21 protein-coding genes are annotated in these 26,562 nt (G+C 57.1%); 14 read left to right on the forward strand and 7 right to left on the reverse strand.

Going from position 1 to position 26,562, the window contains the following annotated elements; translation table 11 throughout:
* Nucleotides 1–39 precede the first annotated feature (39 nt).
* The 3 genes from FBY30_RS10725 to galU are packed head-to-tail and all read left to right on the forward strand — an operon-like array spanning nucleotide 40 to nucleotide 3,470.
* The gene (locus FBY30_RS10725) at nucleotides 40–1,602 is read left to right on the forward strand and encodes a polysaccharide biosynthesis tyrosine autokinase (RefSeq protein WP_142132855.1); all 1,563 of its coding nucleotides are present in this window, start codon (nucleotides 40–42) and stop codon (nucleotides 1,600–1,602) included.
* Nucleotides 1,603–1,608: 6 nt separating this feature from the next.
* Entirely contained in the window at nucleotides 1,609–2,520 is a 912-nt protein-coding gene (locus FBY30_RS10730) for a nucleotidyltransferase family protein (protein WP_142132856.1), read from the forward strand.
* A gap of 59 nt (nucleotides 2,521–2,579) precedes the next feature.
* On the forward strand, nucleotides 2,580–3,470 hold the full coding sequence (gene galU, locus FBY30_RS10735; protein ID WP_142132857.1) for a UTP--glucose-1-phosphate uridylyltransferase GalU: 891 nt from the start codon (nucleotides 2,580–2,582) through the stop codon (nucleotides 3,468–3,470).
* Between the two features lie 8 nt (nucleotides 3,471–3,478).
* Here the strand turns inward: galU and FBY30_RS10740 are convergent, their stop codons facing one another.
* The 5 genes from FBY30_RS10740 to FBY30_RS10760 all read right to left on the reverse strand — a co-directional run bounded on the left by FBY30_RS10740 (nucleotide 3,479) and on the right by FBY30_RS10760 (nucleotide 9,571).
* On the reverse strand, nucleotides 3,479–3,874 hold the full coding sequence (locus tag FBY30_RS10740; RefSeq protein WP_235009410.1) for a VanZ family protein: 396 nt from the start codon (nucleotides 3,872–3,874) through the stop codon (nucleotides 3,479–3,481).
* 304 nt (nucleotides 3,875–4,178) lie between these two features.
* Nucleotides 4,179–4,775, reverse strand: a complete 597-nt coding sequence (locus FBY30_RS10745) for an LPXTG cell wall anchor domain-containing protein (protein WP_142132859.1) — start codon at nucleotides 4,773–4,775, stop codon at nucleotides 4,179–4,181.
* 171 nt (nucleotides 4,776–4,946) lie between these two features.
* Nucleotides 4,947–6,404 carry a DUF4012 domain-containing protein gene (locus FBY30_RS10750; RefSeq protein ID WP_235009411.1) on the reverse strand — a complete coding sequence of 486 codons (1,458 nt, stop codon included), beginning with the start codon at nucleotides 6,402–6,404 and terminating at the stop codon, nucleotides 4,947–4,949.
* A gap of 425 nt (nucleotides 6,405–6,829) precedes the next feature.
* Nucleotides 6,830–8,143, reverse strand: a complete 1,314-nt coding sequence (locus FBY30_RS10755) for a UDP-glucose dehydrogenase family protein (RefSeq protein ID WP_142132861.1) — start codon at nucleotides 8,141–8,143, stop codon at nucleotides 6,830–6,832.
* 42 nt (nucleotides 8,144–8,185) lie between these two features.
* On the reverse strand, nucleotides 8,186–9,571 hold the full coding sequence (locus tag FBY30_RS10760; protein ID WP_268815714.1) for a sugar transferase: 1,386 nt from the start codon (nucleotides 9,569–9,571) through the stop codon (nucleotides 8,186–8,188).
* Nucleotides 9,572–10,041: 470 nt separating this feature from the next.
* On the opposite strand from FBY30_RS10760, the gene FBY30_RS10765 reads away from it, so the two are divergent.
* The 6 genes from FBY30_RS10765 (at nucleotide 10,042) to FBY30_RS10790 (ending at nucleotide 15,932) form a co-directional block, all read left to right on the forward strand.
* Nucleotides 10,042–11,199 carry a glycosyltransferase gene (locus FBY30_RS10765; RefSeq protein ID WP_142132863.1) on the forward strand — a complete coding sequence of 386 codons (1,158 nt, stop codon included), beginning with the start codon at nucleotides 10,042–10,044 and terminating at the stop codon, nucleotides 11,197–11,199.
* Nucleotides 11,199–11,987, forward strand: coding sequence for a WecB/TagA/CpsF family glycosyltransferase (locus FBY30_RS10770; RefSeq protein WP_142132864.1), 789 nt, complete (start codon nucleotides 11,199–11,201; stop codon nucleotides 11,985–11,987). The genes FBY30_RS10765 and FBY30_RS10770 overlap by 1 nt, the downstream gene beginning before the upstream one ends.
* Nucleotides 11,984–12,931: an NAD-dependent epimerase/dehydratase family protein gene (locus FBY30_RS10775; protein ID WP_142132865.1), complete on the forward strand. Its 948-nt coding sequence runs from the start codon at nucleotides 11,984–11,986 to the stop codon at nucleotides 12,929–12,931. Before FBY30_RS10770 ends, FBY30_RS10775 begins: the two co-directional genes overlap by 4 nt.
* 346 nt (nucleotides 12,932–13,277) lie before the next feature.
* On the forward strand, nucleotides 13,278–13,532 hold the full coding sequence (locus FBY30_RS21230; protein ID WP_442858302.1) for a hypothetical protein: 255 nt from the start codon (nucleotides 13,278–13,280) through the stop codon (nucleotides 13,530–13,532).
* Nucleotides 13,533–13,538: 6 nt separating this feature from the next.
* Nucleotides 13,539–14,618 carry a glycosyltransferase gene (locus tag FBY30_RS10785; protein ID WP_142132866.1) on the forward strand — a complete coding sequence of 360 codons (1,080 nt, stop codon included), beginning with the start codon at nucleotides 13,539–13,541 and terminating at the stop codon, nucleotides 14,616–14,618.
* Complete coding sequence (locus FBY30_RS10790) at nucleotides 14,619–15,932, forward strand: hypothetical protein (RefSeq protein ID WP_142132867.1); 1,314 nt, start codon at nucleotides 14,619–14,621, stop codon at nucleotides 15,930–15,932.
* A 149-nt stretch (nucleotides 15,933–16,081) separates the two neighbouring features.
* On the opposite strand, the gene FBY30_RS10795 is transcribed toward FBY30_RS10790, so the two are convergent.
* The gene (locus FBY30_RS10795) at nucleotides 16,082–16,726 is read right to left on the reverse strand and encodes a polysaccharide deacetylase family protein (protein WP_142132868.1); all 645 of its coding nucleotides are present in this window, start codon (nucleotides 16,724–16,726) and stop codon (nucleotides 16,082–16,084) included.
* 1,857 nt (nucleotides 16,727–18,583) lie between these two features.
* On the reverse strand, nucleotides 18,584–19,072 hold the full coding sequence (locus tag FBY30_RS21235; protein WP_442858303.1) for a serine O-acetyltransferase: 489 nt from the start codon (nucleotides 19,070–19,072) through the stop codon (nucleotides 18,584–18,586).
* Between the two features lie 300 nt (nucleotides 19,073–19,372).
* On the opposite strand from FBY30_RS21235, the gene FBY30_RS10805 reads away from it, so the two are divergent.
* The 5 genes from FBY30_RS10805 (at nucleotide 19,373) to FBY30_RS10825 (ending at nucleotide 26,524) form a co-directional block, all read left to right on the forward strand.
* Nucleotides 19,373–19,804 (forward strand): acyltransferase, encoded by a 432-nt coding sequence (locus tag FBY30_RS10805; RefSeq protein ID WP_142135158.1) that lies wholly within the window; start codon nucleotides 19,373–19,375, stop codon nucleotides 19,802–19,804.
* Nucleotides 19,805–20,124: 320 nt separating this feature from the next.
* Complete coding sequence (locus tag FBY30_RS10810) at nucleotides 20,125–21,633, forward strand: polysaccharide biosynthesis tyrosine autokinase (RefSeq protein WP_142135160.1); 1,509 nt, start codon at nucleotides 20,125–20,127, stop codon at nucleotides 21,631–21,633.
* Between the two features lie 251 nt (nucleotides 21,634–21,884).
* On the forward strand, nucleotides 21,885–23,243 hold the full coding sequence (locus tag FBY30_RS10815) for a hypothetical protein (RefSeq protein WP_142132870.1): 1,359 nt from the start codon (nucleotides 21,885–21,887) through the stop codon (nucleotides 23,241–23,243).
* Nucleotides 23,244–23,624: 381 nt separating this feature from the next.
* Nucleotides 23,625–24,452, forward strand: a complete 828-nt coding sequence (locus FBY30_RS10820; protein WP_142132871.1) for an MBL fold metallo-hydrolase — start codon at nucleotides 23,625–23,627, stop codon at nucleotides 24,450–24,452.
* Nucleotides 24,453–25,264: 812 nt separating this feature from the next.
* Entirely contained in the window at nucleotides 25,265–26,524 is a 1,260-nt protein-coding gene (locus FBY30_RS10825; RefSeq protein WP_142132872.1) for a MinD/ParA family ATP-binding protein, read from the forward strand.
* The last annotated feature ends 38 nt before the right edge of the window (nucleotides 26,525–26,562 follow it).

Consider the following 26,562-nt stretch of genomic DNA (forward strand, 5'->3'; position numbering starts at 1 on the left):
GAATGCGGGCATACAAGAACTTGAGCTTAAGGAACCATCGTGAGTACAGCAGCAGCCCCGGCGGAGACGGCCCCTGCCTTGGACTTGGCAGACTACCTGAACGTCTTCCGGACTTACTGGAAGGCAATCATCGCCTTCACTTTGCTGGCCACTATGGCCGCTGCCGGCTGGACCGTTCTCCAGCCAAAGATTTACTCATCCGATTCCAGCGGCATCGTGGTCACTCCTGGTTCAGACAACGTGAGCTTGGCCTTGGCAGGTGACAGCTTGGCCAAGGCCAAGGTCAAAGACTACGAGTCTGTGGCCAAATCGCGGCTTGTCGCGGACCGAGTCATCCAAGCCTTGGACCTGAAGACGAGTGGCGACGCCCTGCTTGGGAGCATCAGCATCAAGGTGCCGCTCGATACGGCCCAGATTACGGTCACCGCAAAGTCGACCGATCCCGCAACTGCCCAGCGCGTAGCCGACGCCTGGGTCAACGGCCTTGCTGCACAGGTGGAAGCCATCGAGACGGCACCCTCCAACGGCGCGGCGTCCAGCCCTGCTGCTACGACCGACTCCGGGTCGTCGGCGAACGCAGCGACGGCTGTACGCGTTCTCCCGCTGGGCAAGGCTGTCCTCCCCAGCAGCCCCACCTCGCCCAACACGAAGCTGAACCTCGCCTTGGGTGCTCTCGTCGGGCTGGCTCTCGGCGTGGCCTACGCCCTCATCCGCCGCCACCTGGACCGCCGCATCCGCCGGGCTGCAGACATAGAACGGCTGTTCGGCGTGCCTGTGATCGGTACCCTCCCGGTGGATCACCGCCTGGATGGGAAGAGCACCATTGTGGAGGCCGGCACCGCCGAACAGCTTCATGATGCCGGTGGGGCTATGGCAGAAGCTCTCCGCGAGCTGCGCACCAACCTCAGCTTCCTTGACGTGGACCAGCCGCCCCGGGTCATCGTTGTCACCAGTTCGCTCCAGGCAGAGGGAAAGTCGACCGTAACTGCCAATCTCGCGGTCACCATGGCCGCAGCGGGTGAAAACGTAGTGGTGGTCGACGGCGACCTTCGCCGGCCCACGCTGGTGGACGTTTTCAATCTTGTTCCTGGTGTCGGGGTCACCGATGTGCTCACCGGCACGGCGGATCTAGCTGATGTCCTTCAGCCTTGGGGTGCCTTGCCGAACCTTTCAGTTTTGGGGTCGGGGCGTATCCCGCCCAACCCCAGTGAGCTGCTCGGGTCCCGGGCCATGAAGAACATGCTGGCGGCTTTGGCGAAGGATGCCGTGGTCCTCATCGACGCGCCACCGCTTCTTCCCGTGACGGATGCTGCTGTCCTTTCCCGGGCGGCCGATGGCGCAATCCTTGTCATCCGGACCGGCAAGACCACCCAGGAGCAGCTGGACCAGTCCCTGGGAAACCTCGAGAAGGTCAAGGGACGGGTACTGGGCGCCGTCCTCAACTATGTTCCCAGCAAAGGACGGGACGCCTATTCCTACTATGGAACGTACACAGCTGCGTCCGCTTCGTCCGCGGAGACGGCTTCCGCTCACGGCCGGGATGAAGAGAACACTTTGGGAGCGCTGGAAGCAGCGGCGGGTGGCCGCAGAGCAAGGGTCTAGAGTGCTGTGACTTATGCTTCCCGTAAAACGCAGCTCGAGATCCCGGAGGGTGTGCTCCTGGGGCATGCCCTCGTGGCGCGCCTGGCGGACGGTCTGGGCATCAGGGTCTTCTTCATCAAAGGGCCTGCCAGCGTCCTCCAGGGGCTCCGCGAAGCCAAGCTGTCGGCAGACGTCGACGTCTTCGTGGATTCCGCCGGGCTTGAGGACTTACTGGAGGGTCTCCATGAACGGGGCTGGCGTGAACGGCCCGTGGACCCGGACAGGACGGTCCCCACGCACTCCATTACGGTCCACCATCCGGGGTGGCCCTGCTGTATCGACATCCATTTCCGGTTTCCCGGCATGGAAAAACCCGAGCGTGACTGCTTCGAGAGCTTGTGGGCGAACACCGAGACCCTGTCACTTGCCGGCCAGCGGCTGAAAATTCCTGCCAAGGAGCTTGGTGTCCTATTTCTGGCCTTGCACGCCCTGCGCGCTCCCGCTCTGCCTGCTTCCCAACACGAGCTTGAGTACCTAACTGACCTCACGCGCAGGGAGGATATGTCCGAGGCGCTCCTGGAGCTCGCTGGGGCCACAGGCTCCCTAGCGGCTGTTCGACCCTTCCTGGAAGGGCTCCTTCCCCGGACAATCGCAGTTGTATGGCCGGAGCCCTCAACGGAGTGGTGCAACCGCATGGCAGCCCAGGAGCCCGGCAGCGCACGTCTCGCCGCTATCTTCCAGGCGCCGTGGAGCGAGAAACCAAGGATGGTTTGGGGTGCGCTCTTTCCACGGCCAGAGGTTTTCCTCAGTGGGAACATCTATGCGGACATGTCGCTGGTTGGACAACTCAGGCAGCATCGTGCCCGGTGGGCCCGGTTTATACGTGCCCTGCCGCGCATCATTCGGGGCCTCCGCAAGCTCTTATCCAGCGGTAGTTGAGCCGCTCGAACTTTGCATCCAATTGCCGGTTACCCTGCGAAATTTGTTAAGGTTCAGCTATGACTACGGGGAAAGCTATTACCAAAGCCGTCATTCCTGCTGCCGGATTGGGAACTCGCTTCCTGCCCGCCACCAAGGCAATGCCGAAGGAAATGTTGCCGGTGGTTGACCGGCCTGCCATCCAATACGTGGTGGAGGAAGCGATCGATGCGGGCCTCTCGGACCTGCTGATGATCACAGGCCGTAACAAGCGTGCCCTGGAGGACCACTTCGACCGCGAGCCGGGCCTGGAAGCTGCTCTGGAGGCCAAAGGGGACAAGGACAAGCTAGGGCTGGTGGAGTATGCCTCCAACCTGGGTCCCATCCACTACGTACGCCAGGGCGAGGCCAAGGGCCTGGGGCACGCAGTGCTCTGCGCGCAGCAGCACGTGGGTGACGAGCCCTTCGCCGTGCTCCTGGGTGACGACCTCATCGACGAGGCAGAGAACCTGCTAGGCACCATGATGGAGGTGCAGCAAAAGACCGGCGGTTCCGTGATCGCACTGATCGAGGTTGATCCGTCACAGATCAGCGCCTACGGCTGCGCTGACGTAACTGCCGTGGAAGGCGAGGACTACGTCCGCGTCAACAGCCTGGTGGAGAAGCCCGCTGCTGCGGACGCACCCTCCAACCTGGCGGTCATCGGCCGCTACGTGCTGCATCACAGCGTGTTCAGCGTCCTGGAGAACACGGAGCCTGGCCGCGGCAACGAGATTCAGCTGACCGATGCCCTGCAGACGCTTGCCGCCGGCGAGGGTGAGGGCTCCGGCGTTTACGGCGTGGTCTTCAAGGGCCGCCGCTACGACACCGGCGACAAGCTGAGCTACCTCAAGGCAGTCATCACCCTCGCGTCCGAGCGAGTGGAGTTCGGTGAGGACCTGAAGACCTGGATGAAGAGCTTCGTGGGCTGAATCAGCTTCTAGCGCTTCTGGGAGGCCCGCTGCCGAAAGGTGGCGGGTCTCCCTTTTTTCGCAGCCCAGGCAGCAAGCAGAGCCCCAATGACAGCACCTGACGTGTTGGTCAAGATATCTGACGGGCTTGCAAAGCGGGCGTGGAGAAACAGGAGCTGCCCCAGTTCAATACAGCCGGAGACCAGCAGGCCGAAAGCGCCGATTTGCGACCAGTGTTTTGTCGAAAATGCCAGGGAAGCCACAAATCCGACGGGCACAAAAAGGGCTACGTTGGCTAACGCTTCTATGAACTGATAGTTGAACCAGCGGGGAATACCGTGACCGTGAAGAAAGCTGAGGACCGCTGCGAGCTGCCCTGATACTGGTTTGTCCACCGGTGATGGCCAAAACGCGATGAAGGCCAAGGGTATGGCCATCACAGCAAGGACCAGCTGCCAAAGCCGGTGGTTAGAAAGGAGCCTCAAACGAGCCTCAGGAGGCTCTTAGAAGGGCGAACGCGGCTGTCCCCACCGCTGCGGCGGCCAGAAGTAGCAGGAGCGACCAACGTGTCACTTGGGGCCGGGGGAGCGGGATGGAAAAGTCGTACACCCGTGGTTCTCTGCGCCAATGTCTCCCCATAGATCAAATTGATACCACATAAAGCAAAAGGTGGGTGCTTCTCCGTTTCCGGAAAAGCACCCACCTTCATGGTGCAAGTAGACGTAGTGCCTATGCAGCAGCTTCTGCCTTGGCCCGGCGGCGAACCACTACAACGGACGTTGCGCCGGCGGCCACTGCACCTGCGCCGACCAGGGTCCAGAGGACGAGGCCGGAATCAGCGCCGGTGTTGGCCAAGTTGGAGCCTGAGTTGGCCAGGGCTGAATTGCCGTTGGCAACAAGGGCGGCGGGCGTGACCTTGACTACTACCGGACCAACGGTTACGCCAGACGTCTCACCGGTGGCCGTGATGGAGTAGGTGCCCGGCTCGTTAATGGCGATCGGGAGAGCAACAGCCCCCTGAGCGTCGGCCTGAGCAGAGAGCGTCTGCGCCTCAGCCACAACGCTGATGCGGGCAGCAACCGCGCGGCTTCCAGCGATGTTGGCGCCGTTCGAGGCGGGAGCCTGGCCAGGTGTGACGCGAATGATCAGCCGTTCGCCAGCGAGGAAGCCCTGGCCGCGGAAGACGAACGTCTCGCCTGGGCCAACGGTGCCATCAGAAACGGCTGCCTGTGGCGGGAGTGCCGGATATGTTGCGGCCATGGCGGGTGCAGTGCCAATGAGTGCGATAGATCCTGCGAGTGCGAGTGCAGCGAAAGTCTTCTTCATGTGTGTCCCCCCGGAGACGTTTGATTTTTGATACCCGATGCTGGGGAAATGGCCCCTCCGCACGAGACCGTGTGCAGAACTACGGATAGATATCCCAAGAAAAAAGATACCATCGGAAACCGTCCCGAACCAAGCCCAATCCAGTCGGTTTACATTATGTTAACCGACCCGTCACTGGCCTTGATCGCAGGCCGCATTTTCGGTCATGTGTATAACGTCTTTGATAGATTGGACCGTGGGCGTGACAACCAAGTCAGGTTCCGCATGCTGGACGATTTTCCCGAACGTGAATTCCACGGTCTTGCTCTCGCCGGGGGCGAGCCGCTGAGCAACTACACCGACAGGGCGGTTGGCATGCACATACGGAGCGAACGGGGTCTTCTGGCCGTCGACGGTTGCTGATTCGACGTTGGCCTGGGCGGGGCCGTAGGCAACAATGTTGGTCTGTACAAAGCCAGGCGCAACACCGAAAGCGCCTCCACCCGTGACATAGCTGGGAAGGGAAGTGGCCGCATCAGAAGGTGCCGTATTCGTGCTTGTGATGCGGACCCTCGTTTGCCCGTACCCATCAGCCGGACAATCCTTGATGAGCTGGACGGTTCGCTTGACGTAGTAGTCCATCTTCGCACCGGTCCCATCGTTGAAGTAGACACCGAATTGAGCAGGGGAGACACTCGGTCCGGAAACGGACCCGCTGAGCCGGTATTTGCTCAGCACTGACTGGGTTGCAGGATCAGAAGCCCATGCCAAGACGCGCCCTTCTTCCGTTCCTCGAGTGATACCCGCTAGGAGACCTTTTGCCTCTGCCTTTCCGGAGGAAAGTACGGAGAAGATTTCTTTGGCTACGCTTGCGAAATAGATATCCTGCAGCTTTGGATCGTGAATTTTTCCATAGACGTCAGAGAGCAAGGTCCTAACTACATTGCTGCCATTCAATTCGGTTGGCAATCCGGCGCCTTGAACTGCCGCCAACTGAGGGCCCTTAATCTGCACGGGCCCCGTCGCTTGCAGGATGTAGCTCAAAACGATTGGGTCGATAGAAATGACTCCATCAACACGCTGGCCGGTCTTCCTCTCCCACATGAGTCGGGCGGTTGCGGCAGCAGTAGGAAAGTCAGGAGTCAAGTTCACATCCTGCATATATTTTCCAAGCCGCGTTGAGTAAATCTGCTGCTGTTGAGGATCAATAGGCAGCGTTGGTGTCATCACCCCGACGTCGCCCGCGCTGCTCTGCGCACCCAAGGCGAGCTTCCCGTGATCAAACGTCAAGACAGCGAGCGCTCCAGGAATACCCCCTAACGCCCTGGCTTCCGCGTTGTTTTGAATCACGAGTAGGTAGCTCTTAGGGCCGTCTGCGCCCAACATGCTGGGGGCGATGCTGGCTGCATCGGCTGCTGAATCAAGTGCATCCGTCGCTTGACTAAGTTCCTCGGTTGCCTGACGCAGAGGGGCTGCCACCTGCGGTAGAAGGCGTGACGTATCAATCTCCTGTAGCCGCTCGGCGGAAGTCCGGACGCTATAGGCAGCTGAGGTAACACTTGGGGAAGCGGCTTTTAGGGGACCCAAATCGCTGCCCGAACTGGTAGGCACGAGCGCATTCCAGTCAAGCGAGTCGTAAATGCCGATCAAGGGGCTCAGAGCAAGACCAACGACGTCGTCAGCGGACCTTGCTACTTCGGAAATTGCACTAAGGTTTGGGCCGGCCCAGGGTAGTCCGGACGTAAGAGTCCAAAGAGGGTCCTCTGACTCTGACCGAGCAGCAGAGGTATGTTGTCTCAATATGCTAATGGTGCTCGTGGCGGCGGCAGCATCTGAATTCAGAATTTCTCGTCTTAGCTGAGGGATTAGGTCAGCAGACGCTTCCAGCTCACGCTTGATTACGGACGCCCTGAACCCAATCCAAGCCGTCGCAACGCTGATAAGTACAACTAGAGCAAAAATTGGAAGTCCGAGCCGAAGAAACTTTCGGGACTTTTTTTGGTGGGTCCGCCGAGTCATGTGGCTAGATCGAGCGGAGCTCTGCATCTCGTCTTTGGAAGGGGAAGCATTCATGGTTAGGGACGGCCTAGCCCGCGGTAGGTCCAGCCGGCCGCACGCCATTTAGTGGCATCCAAGATATTCCTGCCGTCCAAGATTCTGGTGGCCGACACTATGTTTGCGGCTTCGTAAGGATCCAATTCTCGGTACTCTTGCCATTCGGTCAACAGCAAAAGAGCATCGGCTCGTTGCAGGGCGAGTTCAGTCGATTCCTCGTAATGCAGCTCGGGGAATCGTCGGGCGGCGTTCTGAAGTGCCTCCGGGTCCGTCACCGTCACTACCGCACCCTGAAGCTGCAATTGCGCGGCGATGCTTAGCGCTGGGGAATCTCGCACATCATCGCTTTCAGGCTTGAACGCTGCTCCCAGTACAGTGATCCTTTGTCCTAAAAGTGAGCCTCCGCACAGTTCTCTCGTCAGTTCGACGACCCGTGTCCTTCGCCGCATATTGATGGCATCGACCTCTCGGAGGAAGGTTAGTGCCTGGTCAGCACCGAGTTCACCGGCGCGTGCCATAAAAGCGCGGATATCCTTCGGGAGGCAACCGCCGCCGAAGCCGATGCCTGCATTGAGGAATTTCCGGCCGATTCTGTCATCGAGGCCTATAGCGTCTGCCAGAACGGTCACGTCGGCTCCCGCTGCATCGCAAAGCTCGGCCATCGCATTAATAAATGAAATTTTTGTGGCAAGAAAAGAGTTAGCCGCTGTTTTCACGAGTTCTGCTGTCGGAAGGTCGGTAACGAGCCGAGGTGTTCCGGCCTCCAGCGGAAGAGCGTAAACCTCGTCCAGCACCCTGACTGCTGCATGCTCCTCTGAGCCATTCTCGACGCCGTAAACGAATCTGTCAGGCGAAAGCGTGTCTGAGACTGCGTGACCTTCCCGAAGGAACTCGGGATTCCACATCAGGTGGGCGGCAGGCTCCTGCCTTTCAACCAACACAGACAGTCTGGCGGCAGTTCCGACAGGAACAGTCGACTTTCCTACTACGACAGCGCCCTCCCTGAGGTAGGGGAGCAAAGCGTTGACGGCTTCGTCCACATACTTCATGTCAGCAGCGTTTTCGCCCTTTTTCTGTGGCGTTCCTACACAAACAAAATGGACATCGCTAGTTGAGGCGGCAGAAATGTCACTAGTGAAAGAAAGGCGACCAGTAGCCTGAACTTCCCGCAGCAGTTCTTCCAGGCCCGGTTCGAAGAAGGGTGCTGCAGCCGCAGCAAGCGCCTGCACCTTACGCTCATCTACATCGATCCCGATGACGTCATGTCCGAGCTTTGCCATGCAGGCGGCATGGACGGCCCCCAAGTAACCGCAGCCGACAACTGAAATACGCATGATTGTTCCTTCCCCCATTGGGAATTTATATAAATCGCAGTTCTAATAAGCACCAGAACTTGTAAAAACAGCTTTCACTGTTTTCAACAGGATGATCAGGTCACCCGCCAACGACCAGTTCTCTACGTAATAAAGGTCCAAGCGGACTGCATCCTGCCAGGACAAATTTGATCTACCGCTCACTTGCCATAGTCCCGTGAGCCCTGGCTTGACCAACAGTCGGCGACGAACGTCATGCTCGTAAGCCGCCACCTCTGAGGGCAATGGCGGGCGTGGTCCGACCAAACTCATCGATCCCATGAGGATATTGAAGAGTTGGGGAAGTTCGTCCAAGCTGTACCGCCGCAGAACCGATCCGATCTTGGTAACCCGCGGATCACTTTTTAGCTTGAAAAGTACACCACTGCCTTCATTCTGACTGGTCAGCCCTGCAAGTCTCTCTTCGGCGTCGGTGACCATAGAACGAAACTTGAACATTCGGAAGGTAACACCTGCCATTCCCACTCTTTCCTGACGGAAAATCACAGGCCCTCTGTCATCGATCTTGATAAGTGCAGCAATTATTATCATGATCGGAGACGTGAGCAGGATTAGGGCCACTGACACGAGTACATCGAGCATTCTTTTGGCAACGAGTTGTCCTCCCTCTAGCGTAGGCGTCGTGACATGAATAAGAGGAAGGCCAGCCACCTGTTGCGTGTGTATGCGTGGCCCCGCGATATCAGTAAGTGCAGGTGCCATAATCATGCCGACATTCCGGGCCGCAAGCTCCCACCCGAGGTGGCGGAGCGTCTGTGGGTGGAGTTGCACGCCTGCAGAGATGGCCACTGCATCCGCGGAGCACGCTTCTATAGCCTTTAGGATCGAGGGCGTATCTACGGCCGTGCCCAACACAGGCAGACCAGACTCTGGCTCAATGGGGCCGGCGTTGTCCGAACCCGGGGAATAAGAGGCCACAGCCTGGTAGCCGGTGTGACGTGAAGCTTCCAAAGACGAAGCAAGATGAGCTACCGCACTTGGTCCCCCGATCAGTAGGAGTCTGGACGTGCTACGTCCCCTAGCGCGGTCCACATGCAGATGCTGCCTAAGTAGCCAACGAGAAAAGAGCAGCCCCAGGAGGCCGGCCGGGAACGCGATTCCGACGTAGCCGCGCGCAGTCTCCACCCGTAAGACGTAGGACAATATTGCTACGCAACCGAACAGCCACAGAGAAGCTGCTGCAACCCGTTTATATTCGTCCGCGCCAGAACCTAATATGCGGTTCTTCCGACTGCTCCACGCTCCGAGCATCACCCACCACAGGATGGCCAGCACCGCGGAAAGCCAAACGTAGTTCGCGTCGTAACCCTCCACTGTCGCGTTCGGGTCGTTCCCGAATCTGACAACGTATGCCCCTGTCATTGCCCAAGTGATGACTAACGCGTCGATCAGACGCAGGCGTCGAGACAGAGTCAAACGCCAATCCGAACCGGCTCCCAAGTAAGTTCCCCAAAGTTAGTGCGGTGCCAATAAGCAGCAAGGCCAGCGCTTCTGTCAGCGAGTGCGAACGGCGGAGCCAAGCCGTGACTATGTTCTCACAGCACAAACAGCGCTAACGACAAGGCTTGTGAGTTTTGGTTTCCGCATGTAACACGGCTTGACGGCACCGGACTCGGTGAGCCGACGTGTGCGCACCATCTGGGAAGCGGTCATATCGCTGGTGCCCAGTTGATATTATTCGTGTGGAACGTCGAGGGATCTGTTATCACCCCACGATTCCGTGACTGGGGGCTCACATGTACTGTTTGTCTCATTACTTCGGCCGCAATCCGCTTGTCAAATTGCGGTCTGTTGTCCCTTCGCGGATTCTGGTCGAGCGCTGATCCTCGCATCAGTTGGGTCATTAATAGGGGGCATCAGTGAGCACTATTCCTTCAAGCGTGGATCGTTTGATTATTCATCAGATCGACCTAGCCAGGCCGTCTCCTGGGGGGATCGACACCTGCCTTAGGGGACTCGCCAGGTACTGCCCCGCTGACATGAGTCTCGCCTTTGTCGGTGTGGACACGGGCGAGGGGCCGGCTACGAGGAGATTGGGTGTTTGGGAGACCTTCTCGTATGAGGGACGCGTTGTGTGGTTCCTCCCGGTAGCAAAAATCGATCCAGGGGATCAGAGGAGGTGGATTCCCCATTCATTGAAATTGGCTGCCGGCGTTGCCAGATACGTAAGGCGTTTACCAAGTTCGCCGATGGTGCAGGCTCACAGAATGGATCTTGCATTGCTTGCGCTTATGGCTCGGCGCCGACGTTTGGTCTACATGATTCACACCCAGCAAGGCGGCTTAACCGGAAAAACATCCGACTCATTTTGGCGTTTTGCAAAAAGGCTGCATGAGAACCTGGAAAAGGTTGTCGTCAAGCGAGCGGAGGATGTCCTCATATTCAATGAGGAGTATTCATCAACAGTTAGGGAGTGGAACAGAGCAGCGCGATTCTCTCCCACATGGTGGGACCCTGCTCTGATCGACGCTGATGGTAACCGCGAGGACGAGAGTATCTGCTGGGTGGGTAGGTTGGAGACCCCGAAGGACCCCGCGTTGGCCTTGGCCGTCGTTCAAGAACTCCATGAGCAATACCCGACCGGGAACTGGTCTTTGAAGATGCTGGGTTCTGGCACGCTTTTTGATGTTCTTAAGTCAAAACTTGCTGAGCTTCCCGACGATATTCGCAGCCGCATCCATCTATTCGGTCGCGTCGAGCCGGCGCAGGTCGCTCACACCATGAGCAGGTGCCAAGTATTTCTTATGACTTCTCACCCGGGGTATGAGGGTTACCCGAGGGTTTTAGTGGAAGCCCTAGCCTCCGGTTTGCCGGCTGTTGTGACCGAGGGGTCTGACACAGGACGCATTGTGAAGAACGGCGTAAACGGTTTCGTTACGAATAGAAATCCGGCGACCATAGCTGCCGCCTTAGTCAAGGCTGTTCACCTGGCCCCGACTGACGCTCGAAGGACTGTTGAACATCTCGCGGCACCCGCAGTCGTCCGCAATGTTATGGCACCAGAGGTCGTGGGCTGATGCCAGTTCTACAACAGTCAGAATTGGCGGTTACGTCGGCTGCTGGAGAGAGCCTTCTTGTCGGAAGTTTTCCTGTGTTTACTGGTGATGATAGCGAGCTACTAGATGCTTTGGATGAACTCGTTTCCGCTAACCAGCGCTCTCTGGTAGTGACTGTCAACGTCGATCAGCTAGTGGATCTTGGCCGAAGTGAAGGGCTTTTTGCTGCATACGAAGCAGCGTCATTGAGGACCCTTGATGGCATGCCCCTTGTCTGGATGGCGAAATGGGCAGGTGCTCCGACGGTTCATCGACAGACCGGAGCTGACCTGCTAACAAAATGCGTTAGTGCATCTCGTGAGAGAGGCTGGAAGATCGTCATTTTGGGCGGAGGTGACAAGGCCAACGATCTTGCCGTGCGGAACTTGGTGCGGCAACATCAGGAAGCCGACCTCCTTGGTATGAAGTTGCCGTACAGCAACGGACTTGACGGTCTAGAAGAAGAACTGTCTCTGCTTTCAGACTTCTCTCCCGATATTGTTTTTGTTTGCCTTGGCTCGCCGAAGCAGGAAAAGCTCTTCATGGAGTACCAAGCGCTGCTACCGCCAGCGGTCTACATCGGCGCGGGGGCTGCCGTCGATTTTGCGAGCGGTCTAAAGGTTCGCGCTCCGGTCACATTACAAAAAATGGGCCTTGAATGGGTATGGCGCCTGCTGCAGGAGCCGCGGCGCCTCGCCTACAGATACCTTGTTAAAGGGTCAGCTATCGGCCGTATAGGTTACAACACAATCAGGAAGAGGAATCGTTGAAGGCTCTAGTTACTGGCGCGGCGGGATTTATCGGAAGTGCAATCTCACGCCGTCTAATCGCCGAAGGGCACTCTGTTATTGGGGTCGATAGCTTATCGGACTACTACGATGTTGCCATTAAGCAAACGCACCTCAAAGAGCTCATCTCTTCGCCCCATTTTTCTTTCATCGAAGAAGACCTAAATACTATAAATTTTGATGAGGCTGTTGGCGTGGTGGACTACATTTTCCATCAAGCCGGACAGCCTGGGGTTCGGAGATCATGGGGTAGCGAATTCGCCATCTATACGGATGCAAACGTTGGGGCGACGCAGCGGCTTCTAGAGTGGGCGCGCAGTATTCATGGACTTAAGAAGTTTATCTATGCTTCATCGTCTTCAGTTTATGGCGACGCTGAAGCTTATCCCACTACTGAAACAGACCGGCCGCAGCCGCTAAGTCCCTACGGAGTGTCCAAACTCGCTGCTGAGCACCTGTGCACTCTGTATGCGAAGAACTTCGGAGTACCGACGGTCTCGCTGCGATACTTCACAGTTTATGGCCCGGGGCAGAGGCCGGATATGGCTTTTACAAGGTTTGTGAAGGCGGCGATAACAGGAAGTCCAATTCAGATTTACGGCGACGGAGAGCAGATCCGAGATTTTACTTTCGTTGATGATGTAGTGGAGGCTAACGTAAGGGCGGCTACTGCCGAAACACCGGCCGGAGTGGTATACAACGTAGCAGGCGGTAGCAACGTCTCTATGAACGAGGTTCTTCGGCTCCTGACGGAACTGTCGGGTAATGAGCTAAATGTGGAATATGTTGACGCCGTGGCCGGCGATGTACGTAGGACATCGGGAGATACTTCACGCATCGCCGAGGCCTTAGGGTGGACGCCTCGCATAAGCCTGGAAGAGGGATTGAGGCATCATCTAGCTTGGGGACGACGTAATTTTGGCTAGAAATGCGAGCCAAGCGATAAGAAACCTAAGCGATTTCCGCGCATTTCTGATTAGTGATCTACAAGCGCACAATCTGCGGAAATGGTACCCATGGTTGCGCTTTCAGCATCCTGAGCTGCACTATCAAAGGCTGCTCCGTGTCGTAGAATATCTTTCTCTATTTACCGACCCTGTTCGTAAGTCGTTATGGGCGGTGGCACGCATTAGGCTAGCTCAAGTAGGCCATCTTTACGGTCTATCAGTGCCTCCCGGAACCTTCGGGAGAGGCCTGTCCATCGCCCATATCGGTAACCTCGTAGTCAATGACAAGGCGCGGGTCGGGGAGAACTGCCGCATCCACTCCGGTGTGAATATAGGCGAAGCGGAGGGCAGGGCGCCGTACATCGGAAACTACGTTTACATCGGCCCAGGGGCTGTTCTGTTCGGAGGGATAACGATTGGGGATGGTGCCGTTATCGGCGCTAACTCTGTTGTCTCGGCTGACGTACCGGCCGGTGTGCTTGTTGCAGGAGCGCCCGCGAAGAAAATTCGCGATGTTGATCATCGGTCGCCGATGCCCGAATGGATGCTGAATGCAGGCCATATTGAACCTGGGAGGTGAAGAGCGATGAAAATTGGGATTGTTGTGCCAAAGCTGTCCGGCGGAGGTGCTGAGTATGTCGCCGTTGAGTGGGGAAGATACCTCTCGTCGAGAAACATGGATGTGGTCTTTTGCTTAACCGATCCCGACAGCACTGTTGACGCACCCGACTACACGCGGGCAGTAGCACTAGAGGGCAAGACGATCTTTAGCCGCATATGGGCCCTTAGACGGTTTCTCCTTTCAGAAGAAACAGATGTTGTCATTGGCCTGATGCCGTTCTGGAACCTTCTTTCCTTGGCCGCAGTCTTCACGCTCGGCAGCAAACGGCCGAGGGTGCTTATAAGCAGTCACACCATCGAATCAGCATATGGTGTGAGCCGCGGACGCGGCTTTTTATTGCAAACCACTTTGGCAAAGGTGGTCTACCGTTTTGCCGACGGCCTAATAGCTAGTTCACATGCAGTTGCAGCGGAAGCTGTTGCGCGGTACGGGATCAGACGCGAAAAGCTTTGGGTCGTCCCCAACCCTGTGTTTCCAAAGCCTGTGGCCGTTAAGCCACGACCCTCTAATTTTCACGGACCTCTAACGCTCCTGGTGCCTGGTCGGATCGTCGACCAGAAACGGCCCGATCTGGCTGTAGAAGTTGCAGTTGAAATCGGCAAACAAACGGGAACGACCCCTTGCCTAGTTTTCATCGGTGAGGGGCCAGCTGAAGAATCCACACGAGAGAGAGCACTGGCATCGGGCGTCGATGCATCATTCGCCCCTTGGACCCCAGCGTGGCCTTCCTTGGCCAAGGGATACACCGTCGTTCTTTTGCCATCGATGTTAGAGGGCTTCGGCAATGTAATTTTGGACGCTACGGCTGCTCAACTGCCAGTAGTTGTATCGTCGCGAGCCTTGGGTGTTGCAGATGCCATCATCCCCGGTGTCACTGGGGTGCTTGTCGAAGGCGACGAGATATCCGACTACGTCAAGGGCATATTGGAGTCCTCCAACTGTAGCCTCGACCTTGTCCTAATATCCAAATGGCTTCAGCGCTTCACTACAGAGCGAAGCGGAGGAGTTTTGTCGTCAATCCTCGCTCGTCTCATGTTGGCCTGAATGGTGAAAAAAGTTGTTCGCACGCTTAGAGGGTCAGCGGTAGCAATTGTTTCGATGCTGCCCGGTTTCGCTTTTCCCTTCATTACCTCTGCTGTTATCGGGCAAGCAAAAAGCGATCCCTTTTTTCTCGCGGTCTCTGTTGCTTTGGTCCTGTCAAATGTATTTGGCAACACGGTAGAAATGCATTCGGTTGTTCAAATAGGTCGAATCACTTCTACAGGAGGAACGATTTACCGGACGCAAATCAAGAGATATCGACAAAAAGTTCGCAAATTTACTTTACTCTCAATTGGTCTCTGTGGTCCCGTCCTGGTGGGCCTATATGCAGCGCGAGCGACACAGGAAACGGCCTACCAGTTTGCGGGAATCGCGGCGATAGCCTTACTTGTGCCGATTATCGGCGGTGAAGCCAGCACTCGCTCGGGACAGCTTATCGCCCAAGGCCGGCATGAGATCGCTATCATGCTCCAAGCGATGAGAAGCCTGTTTCCACTTGTGTTCGTTTTGCTAGTTCCAGGGGCTCCTTTGTGGTCACTTGCCTCCGTCATGGTCGCGGGAGAGTGCACACGATTAATACTAGTTGCAGTGGCAGTGCCACGGCCTGACGTTCGTGGGGGTGGGAGTCCCCTCATGCTGGATAGCAGGGGACTGTCCCAGCAGTCCCTATCTACGGCCACTATGCAGGCTGCCCCGATTGCCGATCGCCTCTTCTTGTCGGGCGCTCCCGTGGGCAGCATTACTTCTTACGAACTCGCGGATAAAGTCTTCTTTGCAGGAGTTCAGTTTCTAAATTTGAGCCATCTGATAGGCCGTATGAAGGCCTGGGTAGGATTGCGGGAGGTGTCCGTACTTCAAGCTACAGCCGCTTTGCGCCGTGACCTGATTGTCCTCGTCGCCGCTTCTGCCGGGGCGGGTGTACTTGCGATTGCTGGTCTCTTTCTTGTAAGCACACTATCAATTGTTCCTCTCGCGTGGCGGGAGGGGCTGGGGTGGGCGCAAATTCTTCTGTTGTCACTGCCCGGGACGTTGGTCTCCATGGCCTGCTCTCGGCTTCTAATTGTTGCTGATCGACAGAAGGTTCTTCTTGTCTTTTCATCGGTGGTGACAGTAACGACTATCTTGTCCGACATGCTTTTCTTCACTCTCTTCGGGGCCATCGGAATACCTGTGGCCGCCGCTATTATCCGTTCGGTGACGGCTGCAATTTACGTCGGAGTCATGTGGCGCTACCTGAAGCCAACTCTTGGATCAGAAGTGCCGAAGGAAGGTCACGCCGGGGCAGGCGGAGCTGAACTGGATAAATTAGCAAACTAAGAGGGCCGCTTCCCCTGTGAGCCCTGACGGGGCTTGCAGGGGAAGCGGCCGGACCTTCGATTGTGCTTGGAGGAAGGCGAGTTGATTCAGTCGGAATTACGATGGGGTTCCAGGCTGCGGCGCGAGGCCGCCTTTCTCATCCGGTTCAGCTAGAGGTACTGACCTGAGAGGACTTCTCCCACAGTTGCGATTCCGATACCCTTCGTTACGGCATAATCAATCAATGCCCTGGTGTCTGCAATCGACCAAGCTATATTTCCGGCCGTTGCGTTGAACTGATGTCCATAGTTATGTATCCAAGCTTTCGAAGAATATGCTCGGTCAATATCAGCTTTTGCTTGCTCCAACGTCCTGCTCTGTCCCAGGGCACGTGCTCTGAGGATATGCCGATCCGGTGGCGGTGCGGTTTCGGTCGTATTAGAAAAAGTCCCGCGAGCCGAACCTGGGAAATGCTTCTTCACCGCGTCCAAGACGGGACCATTGAAGATTCCCTTTGGGTAAGCAAGGTGGTTGGCCGCAATGAAGCCACGAGTTCGCAACCATAGCTTCAGAGCTGATAGCTCTGAATCCAGTTGTACGGGCGTTAAGGCAGCAAAAGTGCTGTCGTGTGCGGCAAGGGTCATTGCATGACCGGCTACCTCCCAACCAAGGTCGTCTTGAGCAGTACGTAACTGCGCCGTCGATAGACAGCCGTCCCTATCCACCATTTCAGCGATGTTGTAGATAGTTCCGCGTATGCCATACTGGCTCGCGTACCGTATGATCCCCATTTGTGATGCGAAGGAGTCATCCATGGAAAGAGTCCAAACGCCATTGGGCCAGCGGTTCGTTCGAGGGACGGAGTCGACTTTTCCTATATTTAGCCGCACTGAAACGCCGGTGCTATCGTCTACAGCCATAATTTGCCAGTCAGTTATAGCCTGAAGATTCGGCTCGCCTACTCTTACCGCGTCCGAAAAGTTCAAAGTCAAGGTTGTCCATCTACCGTCCGCCAGGCACCATCCCACTCCCGCCGGGGGTTTAAGGTCCCATTTGTAATGGGTGCTCGAGATGTTTCCGCTCGAGGCATACACGGTAAGCCATTTGACACTGGCGATGTTCTCTAGCCGAAACATTAAGCTCACATGTTTGTCAGAAAAATCGACTGCACGTCCACCCAGAACCTGAAGTCGTGACATGCCGCTGGCTCCATCGGATACCCGGCCGGCCGACTGAGTGCCGACCATAAACTCCGTTGAGTCATTCAAATTCGTTGTGCCGCCTATAGAAGTACCAGCTGTCCACAAATGCCCCGGCTGCGTGCCTTGAATGAGGCTAGTCGGTACCCTTGCAGGCACTGGCGGTAATGCCGCGTCTTGGGCGCTTACCGGTACATAGTCTGTTGTGGTAGCGACTTCAGTTGCTACGGCAGCCTCGCTCGGAGTTGCATCAAGAACACTTCCCAGAGACGCTCCTGCTCCCAGTGCCGTTAAAGCGCTGACGCGAAGGAGGTTCCGACGTCCTACTGGCACAGGCTGCGCCTCGCCCTGGTTCTTCGCTGCCTTTGTTGATGCTCGAAACATCGCTACTCCTGATCATCCAACTGTGTGGTCGTACTGGATGTTAGGTAAGTCAATAAAGGCGATGCCCGAGTATGGAGTACCCGTATTCTGCTGTTAATTGTGCAAAGCTACTTGGAAATAACGGAGAACTACTTGCGCCGGGAAAGTCTGCTACGCACTAATAGCACTTGTACTTCTCCTAGGCTCGCTGCAGCGGAGATTCTTGCCGTTGGGTGACGGGGCCCGACCTCGTCCACGGTCTGTACTTTCCCCACACAATGGGGAGATGTAGGCCCAGTTCTTGGGGGCCTGACGACGCTTTCTTTACCTTGGTTTACGGGTTTACGGGTTTACGCTGGCCGGGTCTTGCCCTACTATCGCCCCGGTGACGGAAAGTTGCAGTTCGGGTAGGGACGAAGACAAGTGAGGTGTCAGCAGATACGCCGCAACGAGGCCCATTTGAAAAAATAGCGGCTCCGTGCGCTCAACGACCGGGCTACCGATTAGCCCTGCGCAGACTTGCAGAGCGATTCCTGGCGTTGACATGCCGGACCATCGGATCTTTGAGAGGTTTGATGATGGGAGCGGATTCGAGGCAGACACAACAACTCTCGCACCCGGATTCGGCTGGTAGCAGCTTCCTGCCGAAATAGAATTTTGAAGGTCAGCGAATGTGGGGGATAAGGTGTAGTCCTGATTGTTGATCCAGCAGCTTTTATGAGGCCTTCGGTCACCCGGGAAATTGGTACGTGGGATTAGGGGAAGTTTCTTCGTATCGCAGCGCGGTTATCACTCTAATGGGGGGGCAAGTGAATGCCTCCCTCCAGAACGTACGGGAGTAAACTCCCCAATTTCCTGAGTGGTCGCGCGGGCTTTGATTCGTTACTTTGTCACGTCACTTGTTTTTCAGTCTGGTTTTCGGTCTCCATTGAAGAGGTGTTTTACCCAAATGGCTGCCATTGAGGAAACGAACCAAACAATTCGCTTACACGCTCGCAGCTTCTCAGTTTGAAATGCCGGCAATCTACTACTACGTCGACGGCTGACCGTTGCCAGAACCTCCGAGACAAGGTTGAGGAAGGTGTACAGATTTGCGTCGCTGGTCGTAGTCTATCGTTTAGCTGTCGAGGGCGTGCTCTTGATCACTGCTCGCGGGCCGAAGGTGGTTTGTCCCTCTGCGACATTGAAGTTAATCAGTGAACTGGGGCCGAGGACAGCACCGTTGCCAACGTTGATCGGGCCATATATGCCAACGTTTGGCCCTATGAATACATCATCGCCGATAGTAGGGCACTGCCCTCGTACGGCTCCTATAGTGACTCCCGGGTGTATCCTGCAGTTTCGGCCCACGCGTGCATTGCCGTTTACTATGATCGGGCCCCTGTGCGCGATGGACAGGCCAGGAGCAAATGTGCCCAGTGGAATGTCGAATCCCAGCGCTTCAGAAACTCTCTCGAAGCGGAACCTGTACACAAAATAGATTAGACGGCCTAGCCCAGTTTTTGAGCGGTAGTGTTCGCAAATACGCAACAAACGGATGAACACGGCGATACGTTGGGTAATGTGGTATCGCCACCGCCACTTGGGAGGCAAGCCCATTGACACCAAGTCCTGAGACACGATCGTTTTCCAGCTCACATTGGCTCCTGGGTTAGCACTTCACTAGGTTTGGAGGTGGTAGCGGTACGGCGGGGGCAGCGCGTGAGACGTAACGTACGCTGCTCGGCTTGGTCCAGATTAGAATGCAATCGAGAGAGCTTACAAATGCAACCTAGAGTACCCCGTTACGTTCGCTGCCTCCCAGGCGATTTACTCTATGCTCTTCGTCACCTTCTTATCAACGTTATAGGCGGATCCCCTATTCTGCCGAAAGGTGGGAGGGTGCTGATTTACAACTTAATGGGGATTAATACGGATCGCGCCGTTATCTATCCGCATATAAGATTTCTTAATCGCGGACGGGTTCGCATTGCGAGGGATGTGTTGCTTAACTCCGGTATTACCTTTGAAAATCGCGGTCCGGTCCACATTGAACGTTCAGTTTCGATCGGTCCAGAAGTTTATATAGGAACTTCAACTCATGCGATCGGCCCGAGTTATGAGCGTGCTGGCGTGCCTTCCGCGCTGCCCGTTCGGATTGGGGCGGGCACTTGGATAGGGGCTAGGGCCGTGATCTTGCCAGGCGTTACGATTGGCGCCGGATGCGTTATCGCTGCCGGAGCGGTGGTCCCAAGGGATTGCGAACCAAATTCTCTGTATGCGGGCGTCCCCGCCCGCAGAATTCGCGCCCTTAGTGAAGATGATCCTCGGGCGACTGTGGCTACGCATTGAGCTCCCCCCCGTGGACGTTGAGTGGTTAAGGTAGATTAGTCCTACTTGCTTCCATCGCTCGGCTGGGACGAATGAAGTTTTGATCCCTGAGACGAACGTTCCATCATGGCACATGGCAGATGTGACTTTAGGGATGCTGCTTTCGCCTTATTTGCTATGCACGGTCGCGACCGTAGCCAAGTTCTATGTCATACGGCAAGCATCATAGACGGTCCGGGTCGGTTCTCAGCCGGACCACGCACTACACTGAGAGTCCGAAACTACTGGGTAGCGGAGAAACGCTGTGCGTACCGCTCGATCTGATATCTGGGGGCCATAACTTGGAACTGAGCGACTACTTGGGCATTCTTCGCCGAAGTTGGGTCCTAGTAGTGGCGACGACGCTGGCTGGACTTCTGCTTGGTGGTGCCGCCTCGGCTTTTGTCAAGCCTACATACACTTCTACTACGCAACTCTTTGTTTCCATACAAAGTTCCGGCTCAGTCCAGGAACTTCAACAGGGCAACACCTTTAGTCAATCTCGTGTCCAGTCCTACGTGAAAACGGTCCGCACTCCCATAGTTCTCCAGCCGGCCATAAACGCCCTCGGCCTCGGGCTTTCCGCTGATGAGCTAGCCTCCAAGGTGACCGCGACCACCGACGCGAATACCGTTCTAATCAATATTTCGGTTGACGATCCATCGCCAGTCCAAGCAGCGGCTATTGCCCAGGCTGTTGCAGGAAGTCTGATCAATGCTATTGATTCCTTGGAGAAGCCCAAGAATGGTGGCTCCTCGCCTGTAAATTTGTCCGTGGTCACACCGGCTCAGGCCCCAGTTGCGCCTTCGGCTCCGAACACCAAGATGAATCTCCTAATTGGTCTCTTGGCAGGTCTGGTAATGGGTGTGGCAGCAGCACTGCTAAGAAGTACCTTGGACAATCGGGTACGCGGAGAATCAGATTTACGCAAAGTCACCTTGGCGCCTCTACTTGGTGGTATCGCCTTTGATGGAAGTGCGGTCAGCAAGCCCTTGCTGACACAGGCCGGCCCCCAGAGCCCACGCGCAGAGTCCTTCCGACAGTTGCGCACCAATCTTCAGTTCGCAAACGTATCGGGCAATGCAAAGACCGTGTTGATAACTTCATCATTGCCTGGTGAGGGAAAAAGTACGACTGCAACCAACTTGGCAATTGCTCTCGCTCAATCTGGGCAGTCGGTGTGCCTTGTGGACGCGGATTTGCGGCGGCCCATGGTGAATGAATACTTAGGCTTAGACCGCAATGTGGGCTTGACGTCGGCTTTGGTGGGCACCGCCGACCTTGACGACGTCCTGCAGCCGTGGGGCGAGGACCGGCTCGCAGTACTAACTTCAGGTCCAGTTCCACCTAACCCGAGCGAACTACTAGGTTCATACCAAATGAGGCAGATGATCGAGGATCTGGAGAGGAGCTTCGATATTGTCATAATCGACGCACCGCCACTCCTGCCAGTCACCGACGCGGCTGTCTTGTCCCAGCATGTCGGGGGAGTCGTTCTAGTGGTCGGGGCCGAAAAGCTGAAGATACAGGATCTTCAAAAATCGCTGGCTGCTCTTGACCTCGTTGAAGCGTCGCTGTTGGGCCTTGTGCTGAACCGCCTTCCGAGTAAGGGCACTGATGCGTACACCTACACGTACTACTCGAGAAGTGACATTCAACAGCCGGAAAAGAAGAGGTTTGGCTCAAGGCGATCCAACCCGGGCTTCGAAGAACCCTCTTCGACTACCTCCCTAATGTATGGAGTAGACAGTAGGAAAAGAGAGGCGCGGCCCTTTCCGTCATCAGCGGTCGCGGAGTCGGACCACCGCTAGGCTCGGCGCCGCTACCGACCGCTTACACAGCGTAAAAGCCCGGGCATTCCCTGATCGCTCCGGTGATGGACGACCGGCGCTCGACATTTACCGACGAGCATTCGTGGGCGACCCGATAGCGCGCAAGTTACTGTTTCGGAGATTGACTACTGTCTGGGGGATCCATGGACGTTCCGCAAAGCATTAGAGAGCCGCGCACTCCTGGAGTTAGGAATACTCTATTCGGGGGCGCGCTTATGGCGTGTGCCGTCATGCTGGTGGTTGTTGCATCCTTGGCAATATTGCTCTCCGAGCAGGCGTGGGTTGGTGTGATTGGTTTAGGCGCATCGATTGGCGTCATTGTCGCCGCTATCGTGCCCGTCCGATTTTTGCCTGGCTTAGCGTTTGCCACGTTCCTTCTGTTGCCGATAACTTACATGCCGCAAGTCAACCCCTTCATTGGGAGGTACCTCTCTCCGGCTTTGTTCTTCCTAGTAGTTTGGTTCATCCGGTCCAGACGGACGGCAACTGGAGGCGTCATCCCGAAGTCGTGGCTATTCCTTGCCATATTGCTTTTGGGTTGGGCGGTGCTTTCGTTCATATGGAGCATTGATTCATCCCGGTCCATCGCGTGGACCGGGACCGTGGCGTGTGTGTTTCTCGGCCCTGCCTTGATGGCGAGGAGAGCCGAAACCTCTACTGTCGCGGCATTAAGTAAATCGTGGCTTTGGATAGGTCTGTTTTTATCGGCAATGGCTGTCGCTGAGGGCTTGACCTCGACCTCTTTTCTCGGGTCTCTCTACTCCAATACAGAGTCGGGGGCTATTGGATTCAACCAGGTCTGGAGTGAGTCGCGCGCGACAACTACTCTTGGGCACCCTTTAATGAATGCCACGTTCTTCGCGACGACAGCGGCATACGCGATTATGAACTCAGCGCGTACTAAGTCTCGGCTATCGCTTTACGCAGGAGCGGCTTGCACCGCCGGCTCGGTCTTCACAGTGTCACGCAGTGCTGTTACAGCGTTGGCAGTCGGCCTTGTGGTCGGCGTCGTTGCAGTTGCGGTTACCAAGGCGATGTCCTTTGGGCGAAAGACCGTTTGGACGGCGGCTGCTGTTTGCGCTGGTCTGGTCGTGATGAATTCACCACTAATTGCAGCTCGCTCGCAATCTGCGGAAGGTGACAGTTCGTCCGTTCTTCGCGCAGTGCTCCTTGATGCCGCCATCCGGATTTCTGGCGAGGGGAATTTCATAGGCGCAGGCGCTGGAGCTTCTCAAAGTCGTGCCACTATGGCAGGAATGACCCTGCCCTTCGAGAATTCCTATGCGGGCGTTCTTGTGAGCTTGGGCGGATTCGGTGTGGCGGTCTTCGCACTGCTGATTGCTGGACTAGTGTTGACAGGGATACGGCGTGGCTTGCCTGAGGTAGCCGCAGCCACCACGGCTTTTGGTGTTCAGATTGCCGCCTACCCGCTTGTAGACAACGTGCCCGTCGCGTTGATCGTTCTCGGCGTCCTGGCGTACCTAGGTTTTGGAGGTGGAAACTTTCAATCCGACGTGAAAGCAGGCGCAGCGAATCTCGCCACGCTCCGCCGGTCTTCTCACGTTTCACCCATCCAAGCCCATCGATAATGCGTTCCGTTTACTGCAATCCTGCTTTTGTCTCTCGCGCCGGCGGTCGTTTTAGGCACAAACAGGCGCGTGGTCCAGTCGATGTTTCTGCCCTCCCCACCTGCTAAGCTACAACGCTCAAGGCACGACGGCTTGTGGAGCATCGGAAGGCCAGCAAGGATTGAAGAAAAACCGCCTTGACCTGGCAACATCTGTCAGTCCGTCGTTGTCGGCTTATTCCTTAGGGGACTGGAGAGTGTCTTCGATTTACCCCCTGATGTGCCCAGCTGCCTGAAGGGCAGCCGACATGGCGTTCCTGCCTTTTACAGAGTTCGAAGAGTTGCTCGATAGAATCGCTCACCAAGACAAACGAACGCTGCTTGCCGGAGGTATAGAGAAATAATGTCGGATTGGTTCGAAGTCGGCGCAGACAACTATGTACTGGTCACAGAAGGATCGCTGCTGAACACGGGCATGATCGTCGGCTCTGAGCGAGCCATGGTCATCGACACTGGATGCGGTCCCCGCCAAGGACGCGAGATCCTGGATGCGGTGCGCGAAAAGACTGACCTGCCCCTCGTCGTAGTCAATACCCACGCTCACTACGACCACTTCTTTGGCAACGCAGTGTTCGTCGATGCCGGCGTCACCGAATTCTGGGCCCACCAGAACTGTGCCGCGGAGATCGATAAGCACGGTGACGTTCAGCGGCGCTATGTGGGAACACTGGAGCCCGAGATGGCTGCCGGTGAAGGTGAGAACGTCGAGCTCGTGGTCCCCAACGCGATCGTCAAGGACCAACCGGTCCTGGTAGATCTCGGCGGTCGAACTGCAACCCTGTTTTACCTGGGCCGCGGTCATACCGATGGTGACCTCCTGGTGGGCACTTCCACGACACTTTTCGTGGGCGACCTGGTGGAGCAGGGTTCTCACCCATCCTTCGAAGACTCCTACCCGGAAGAGTGGGCGGACGTGCTCCGGCACATCTCAGCGCTGCGGCACCGCTACGAGTTCCTGATCCCAGGCCATGGGACGCCATGCAGCGACCAGTTTGTCAAAACCATGGCCAACACCATGAGCACGGCAGTCAGGCAGGCGCGACAGTCCATCCGCGACACGCCCAACGACGCCACGAAAGCCATCCCTGTCCTCCCCTACGGCCCGGAGCAGTCCCGCTGGTTCATCAAACGTCTCCAGGAGAACTGGCGCAGCAGCCTAAGCTCGTCGTAGTACACCCCCCATTGAGGAAAGGTTGGGATCGATTCCCGAGCCTTCACCCACGGCAAACATGAGGAAACATTCGACGTCCGTAGGCAAGACCTGAGCCAAGGTCCTGGAATGGCCAGGCAAGGGCATGACCAGCACGAACGCGCGTCTGAGCCAAGCTAAAGCGGCTTCGTTCCATTCATCCAGGAACCCAATAACTAAAGCTTTAGGGTTCAAGCTTCTTGACGTGACTTGTCAATCGTCCTGTCACATGCTTAGGTCATAAGCAGTAAGGATGCTTATGACCGACGGAGATTGTTGTGGCCTTGACTGACTATGCCCTGGCGCTGAGCGCCATGATGGGCACCCTGCTAATTCCCTTCGCCGTTCTGTACCAGGTGCTACGGCTCAAGCGCCGCGCAATCCGGATACCTGTACAGGCCGCACCCGAACCCATCCACAGAGGTAACCGACGCTGACCATGCCGTACGTCGATATCAACCCCCACAAGGCCCGTCCCAAATGGGTAGGCTATGGAATCCTTACTGTTCTCTTGGTGCTCACCGCAGCGGTGGTCTCCGCGGCGCTCATTCACCACTGAACTGCACCTTTAGTCTGACGGCCGCTGGGCAGGGCCTCCTGCCGGACCCCCTAGACTTACTGATTGAACCAGTGCCGCAGAACCGTTTGCCGAAACGTCCGGGGGGACAGACATGCCAGATCCGGCTGATCAGACTGCAGGCGCCCCAGCAGAAGATGGAGGGCAGCCGCAGCTGCGCCGACGCCGCGACCTTCGTCGTGCCGACGGCTCAGTTCAGGATGCCTGGACAGGAACCATGCCCGCCGTAACGCCCCCTTCCAACCCGAACGACGCCGGAAAGCCAGTCACGCGCCGCAGCTCCTGGGCGGAGGCGGCCGCTGCGGCGGACGCCACCAAGCCGTCGCGCGCACCTTCGGCTGCTGCTGCTCCGGTGTCTCCTTCCTCTTCTGCGACGCCTGCTCCGGCGAGGCCTGCTGCTGCGCCGATTGCCGCTGTGCCCTCTGCCGCTTCCAGCTCAGGTGAGGTGGCTGTTGAAGCTGCAGTGCCGCCATCGGACGCTCCTGCCGAAACGCCCTCCTTCCGCCGCAGCCGGCCCACCGTGGCCGACACGATTGCGGATGCACCCATGCCGGACTTCATCAGCTCGCCCGGCCTGTTCGTCAAGGAGCAGAAGCCACGGCCCGTCGGCGGGTTCCGCGGCGCGCTGTACAACCTGACCGGTGGCGCGTGGAACCTGGGCCCCGGGCCCAAGCAGCGCCAGGAGGACGAACTGGCCCGCCGCATTTCCCGGCAGCTTCAGGGCAGCTATAACACCGCGGTCCTGAGCCTCAAAGGCGGCATCGGCAAGACTTCCACCACGGTGGGAGTTGGCCTGACCCTTGCCGAATACCGCGGGGACGCTCCCTGCGCCATCGACGCCAACCCGGACTCGGGCGACCTGGTGGAACGCGCGCTGGGTGAAGGCATCTACCAGCAGTCAACACCGCGGACCATTTCGGACCTGTTGGAGAACATCGACTCCATCGACTCCCTCACCTCCTTGGCCCGATACATGCACCACGCGGGCCGGCTGCACCTGATTGCGGGGGAGCAGGACCCGGAGGTCTCGGACTCGCTGACAGCCGACGAGTACCGCCGCATCCGCAAACTCATCTCCAGCTACTACTCAGTGGTGCTGACCGACTGCGGCACCGGCGTGACGCACAACGCCATGAGCGGGATCCTGCAGTCGGCCGACAACCTCGTGATCGCCGCCGGCTACGCGGTGTCCGGCGCCAAGCGCGCCCGGAGCACCCTGCACTGGCTGGCCAGCCACGGGTACGAGGACCTGGCGCGCAACGCGATCGTGGTGATCACGGACAAGGATGAAGTGTCCTCGCGTGTGGACAAGGACGCGATTGAGGAGCACTTGGCCGGGATCTGCCGCGAACTTATCGCAGTGCCGCACGACCGTGGGGTTGCTGACGGGGATTTGGTGACCCTTGATGTGTTGAAGCCTGAAACGCGGCGGGCTTACAAGGAGATCGCCGCAGCGATTGTGGACGGGTACCGGTAGGCCTTCCGGCTTTTCCAACGCGGTGCCGTGCAGGCATG

The organism is Arthrobacter sp. SLBN-83 (assembly GCF_006715285.1).
Lineage (GTDB): Bacteria > Actinomycetota > Actinomycetes > Actinomycetales > Micrococcaceae > Arthrobacter.

What these genes read in the sequence shown, in the direction of transcription:
- FBY30_RS10790 (WP_142132867.1), top strand. Translation starts at nt 14,619, where the DNA reads ATGGTGAAAAAAGTTGTTCGCACGCTTAGAGGGTCAGCGGTAGCAATT.
- FBY30_RS10755 (WP_142132861.1), bottom strand. Translation starts at nt 8,143, where the DNA reads ATGCGTATTTCAGTTGTCGGCTGCGGTTACTTGGGGGCCGTCCATGCC.
- FBY30_RS10825 (WP_142132872.1), top strand. Translation starts at nt 25,265, where the DNA reads ATGCCCGCCGTAACGCCCCCTTCCAACCCGAACGACGCCGGAAAGCCA.
- FBY30_RS10770 (WP_142132864.1), top strand. Translation starts at nt 11,199, where the DNA reads ATGCCAGTTCTACAACAGTCAGAATTGGCGGTTACGTCGGCTGCTGGA.
- FBY30_RS10805 (WP_142135158.1), top strand. Translation starts at nt 19,373, where the DNA reads ATGGGGATTAATACGGATCGCGCCGTTATCTATCCGCATATAAGATTT.
- FBY30_RS10820 (WP_142132871.1), top strand. Translation starts at nt 23,625, where the DNA reads ATGTCGGATTGGTTCGAAGTCGGCGCAGACAACTATGTACTGGTCACA.
- FBY30_RS10785 (WP_142132866.1), top strand. Translation starts at nt 13,539, where the DNA reads ATGAAAATTGGGATTGTTGTGCCAAAGCTGTCCGGCGGAGGTGCTGAG.
- FBY30_RS10745 (WP_142132859.1), bottom strand. Translation starts at nt 4,775, where the DNA reads ATGAAGAAGACTTTCGCTGCACTCGCACTCGCAGGATCTATCGCACTC.
- galU (WP_142132857.1), top strand. Translation starts at nt 2,580, where the DNA reads ATGACTACGGGGAAAGCTATTACCAAAGCCGTCATTCCTGCTGCCGGA.
- FBY30_RS10795 (WP_142132868.1), bottom strand. Translation starts at nt 16,726, where the DNA reads ATGGATGACTCCTTCGCATCACAAATGGGGATCATACGGTACGCGAGC.
- FBY30_RS10815 (WP_142132870.1), top strand. Translation starts at nt 21,885, where the DNA reads ATGCTGGTGGTTGTTGCATCCTTGGCAATATTGCTCTCCGAGCAGGCG.
- FBY30_RS21235 (WP_442858303.1), bottom strand. Translation starts at nt 19,072, where the DNA reads ATGGGCTTGCCTCCCAAGTGGCGGTGGCGATACCACATTACCCAACGT.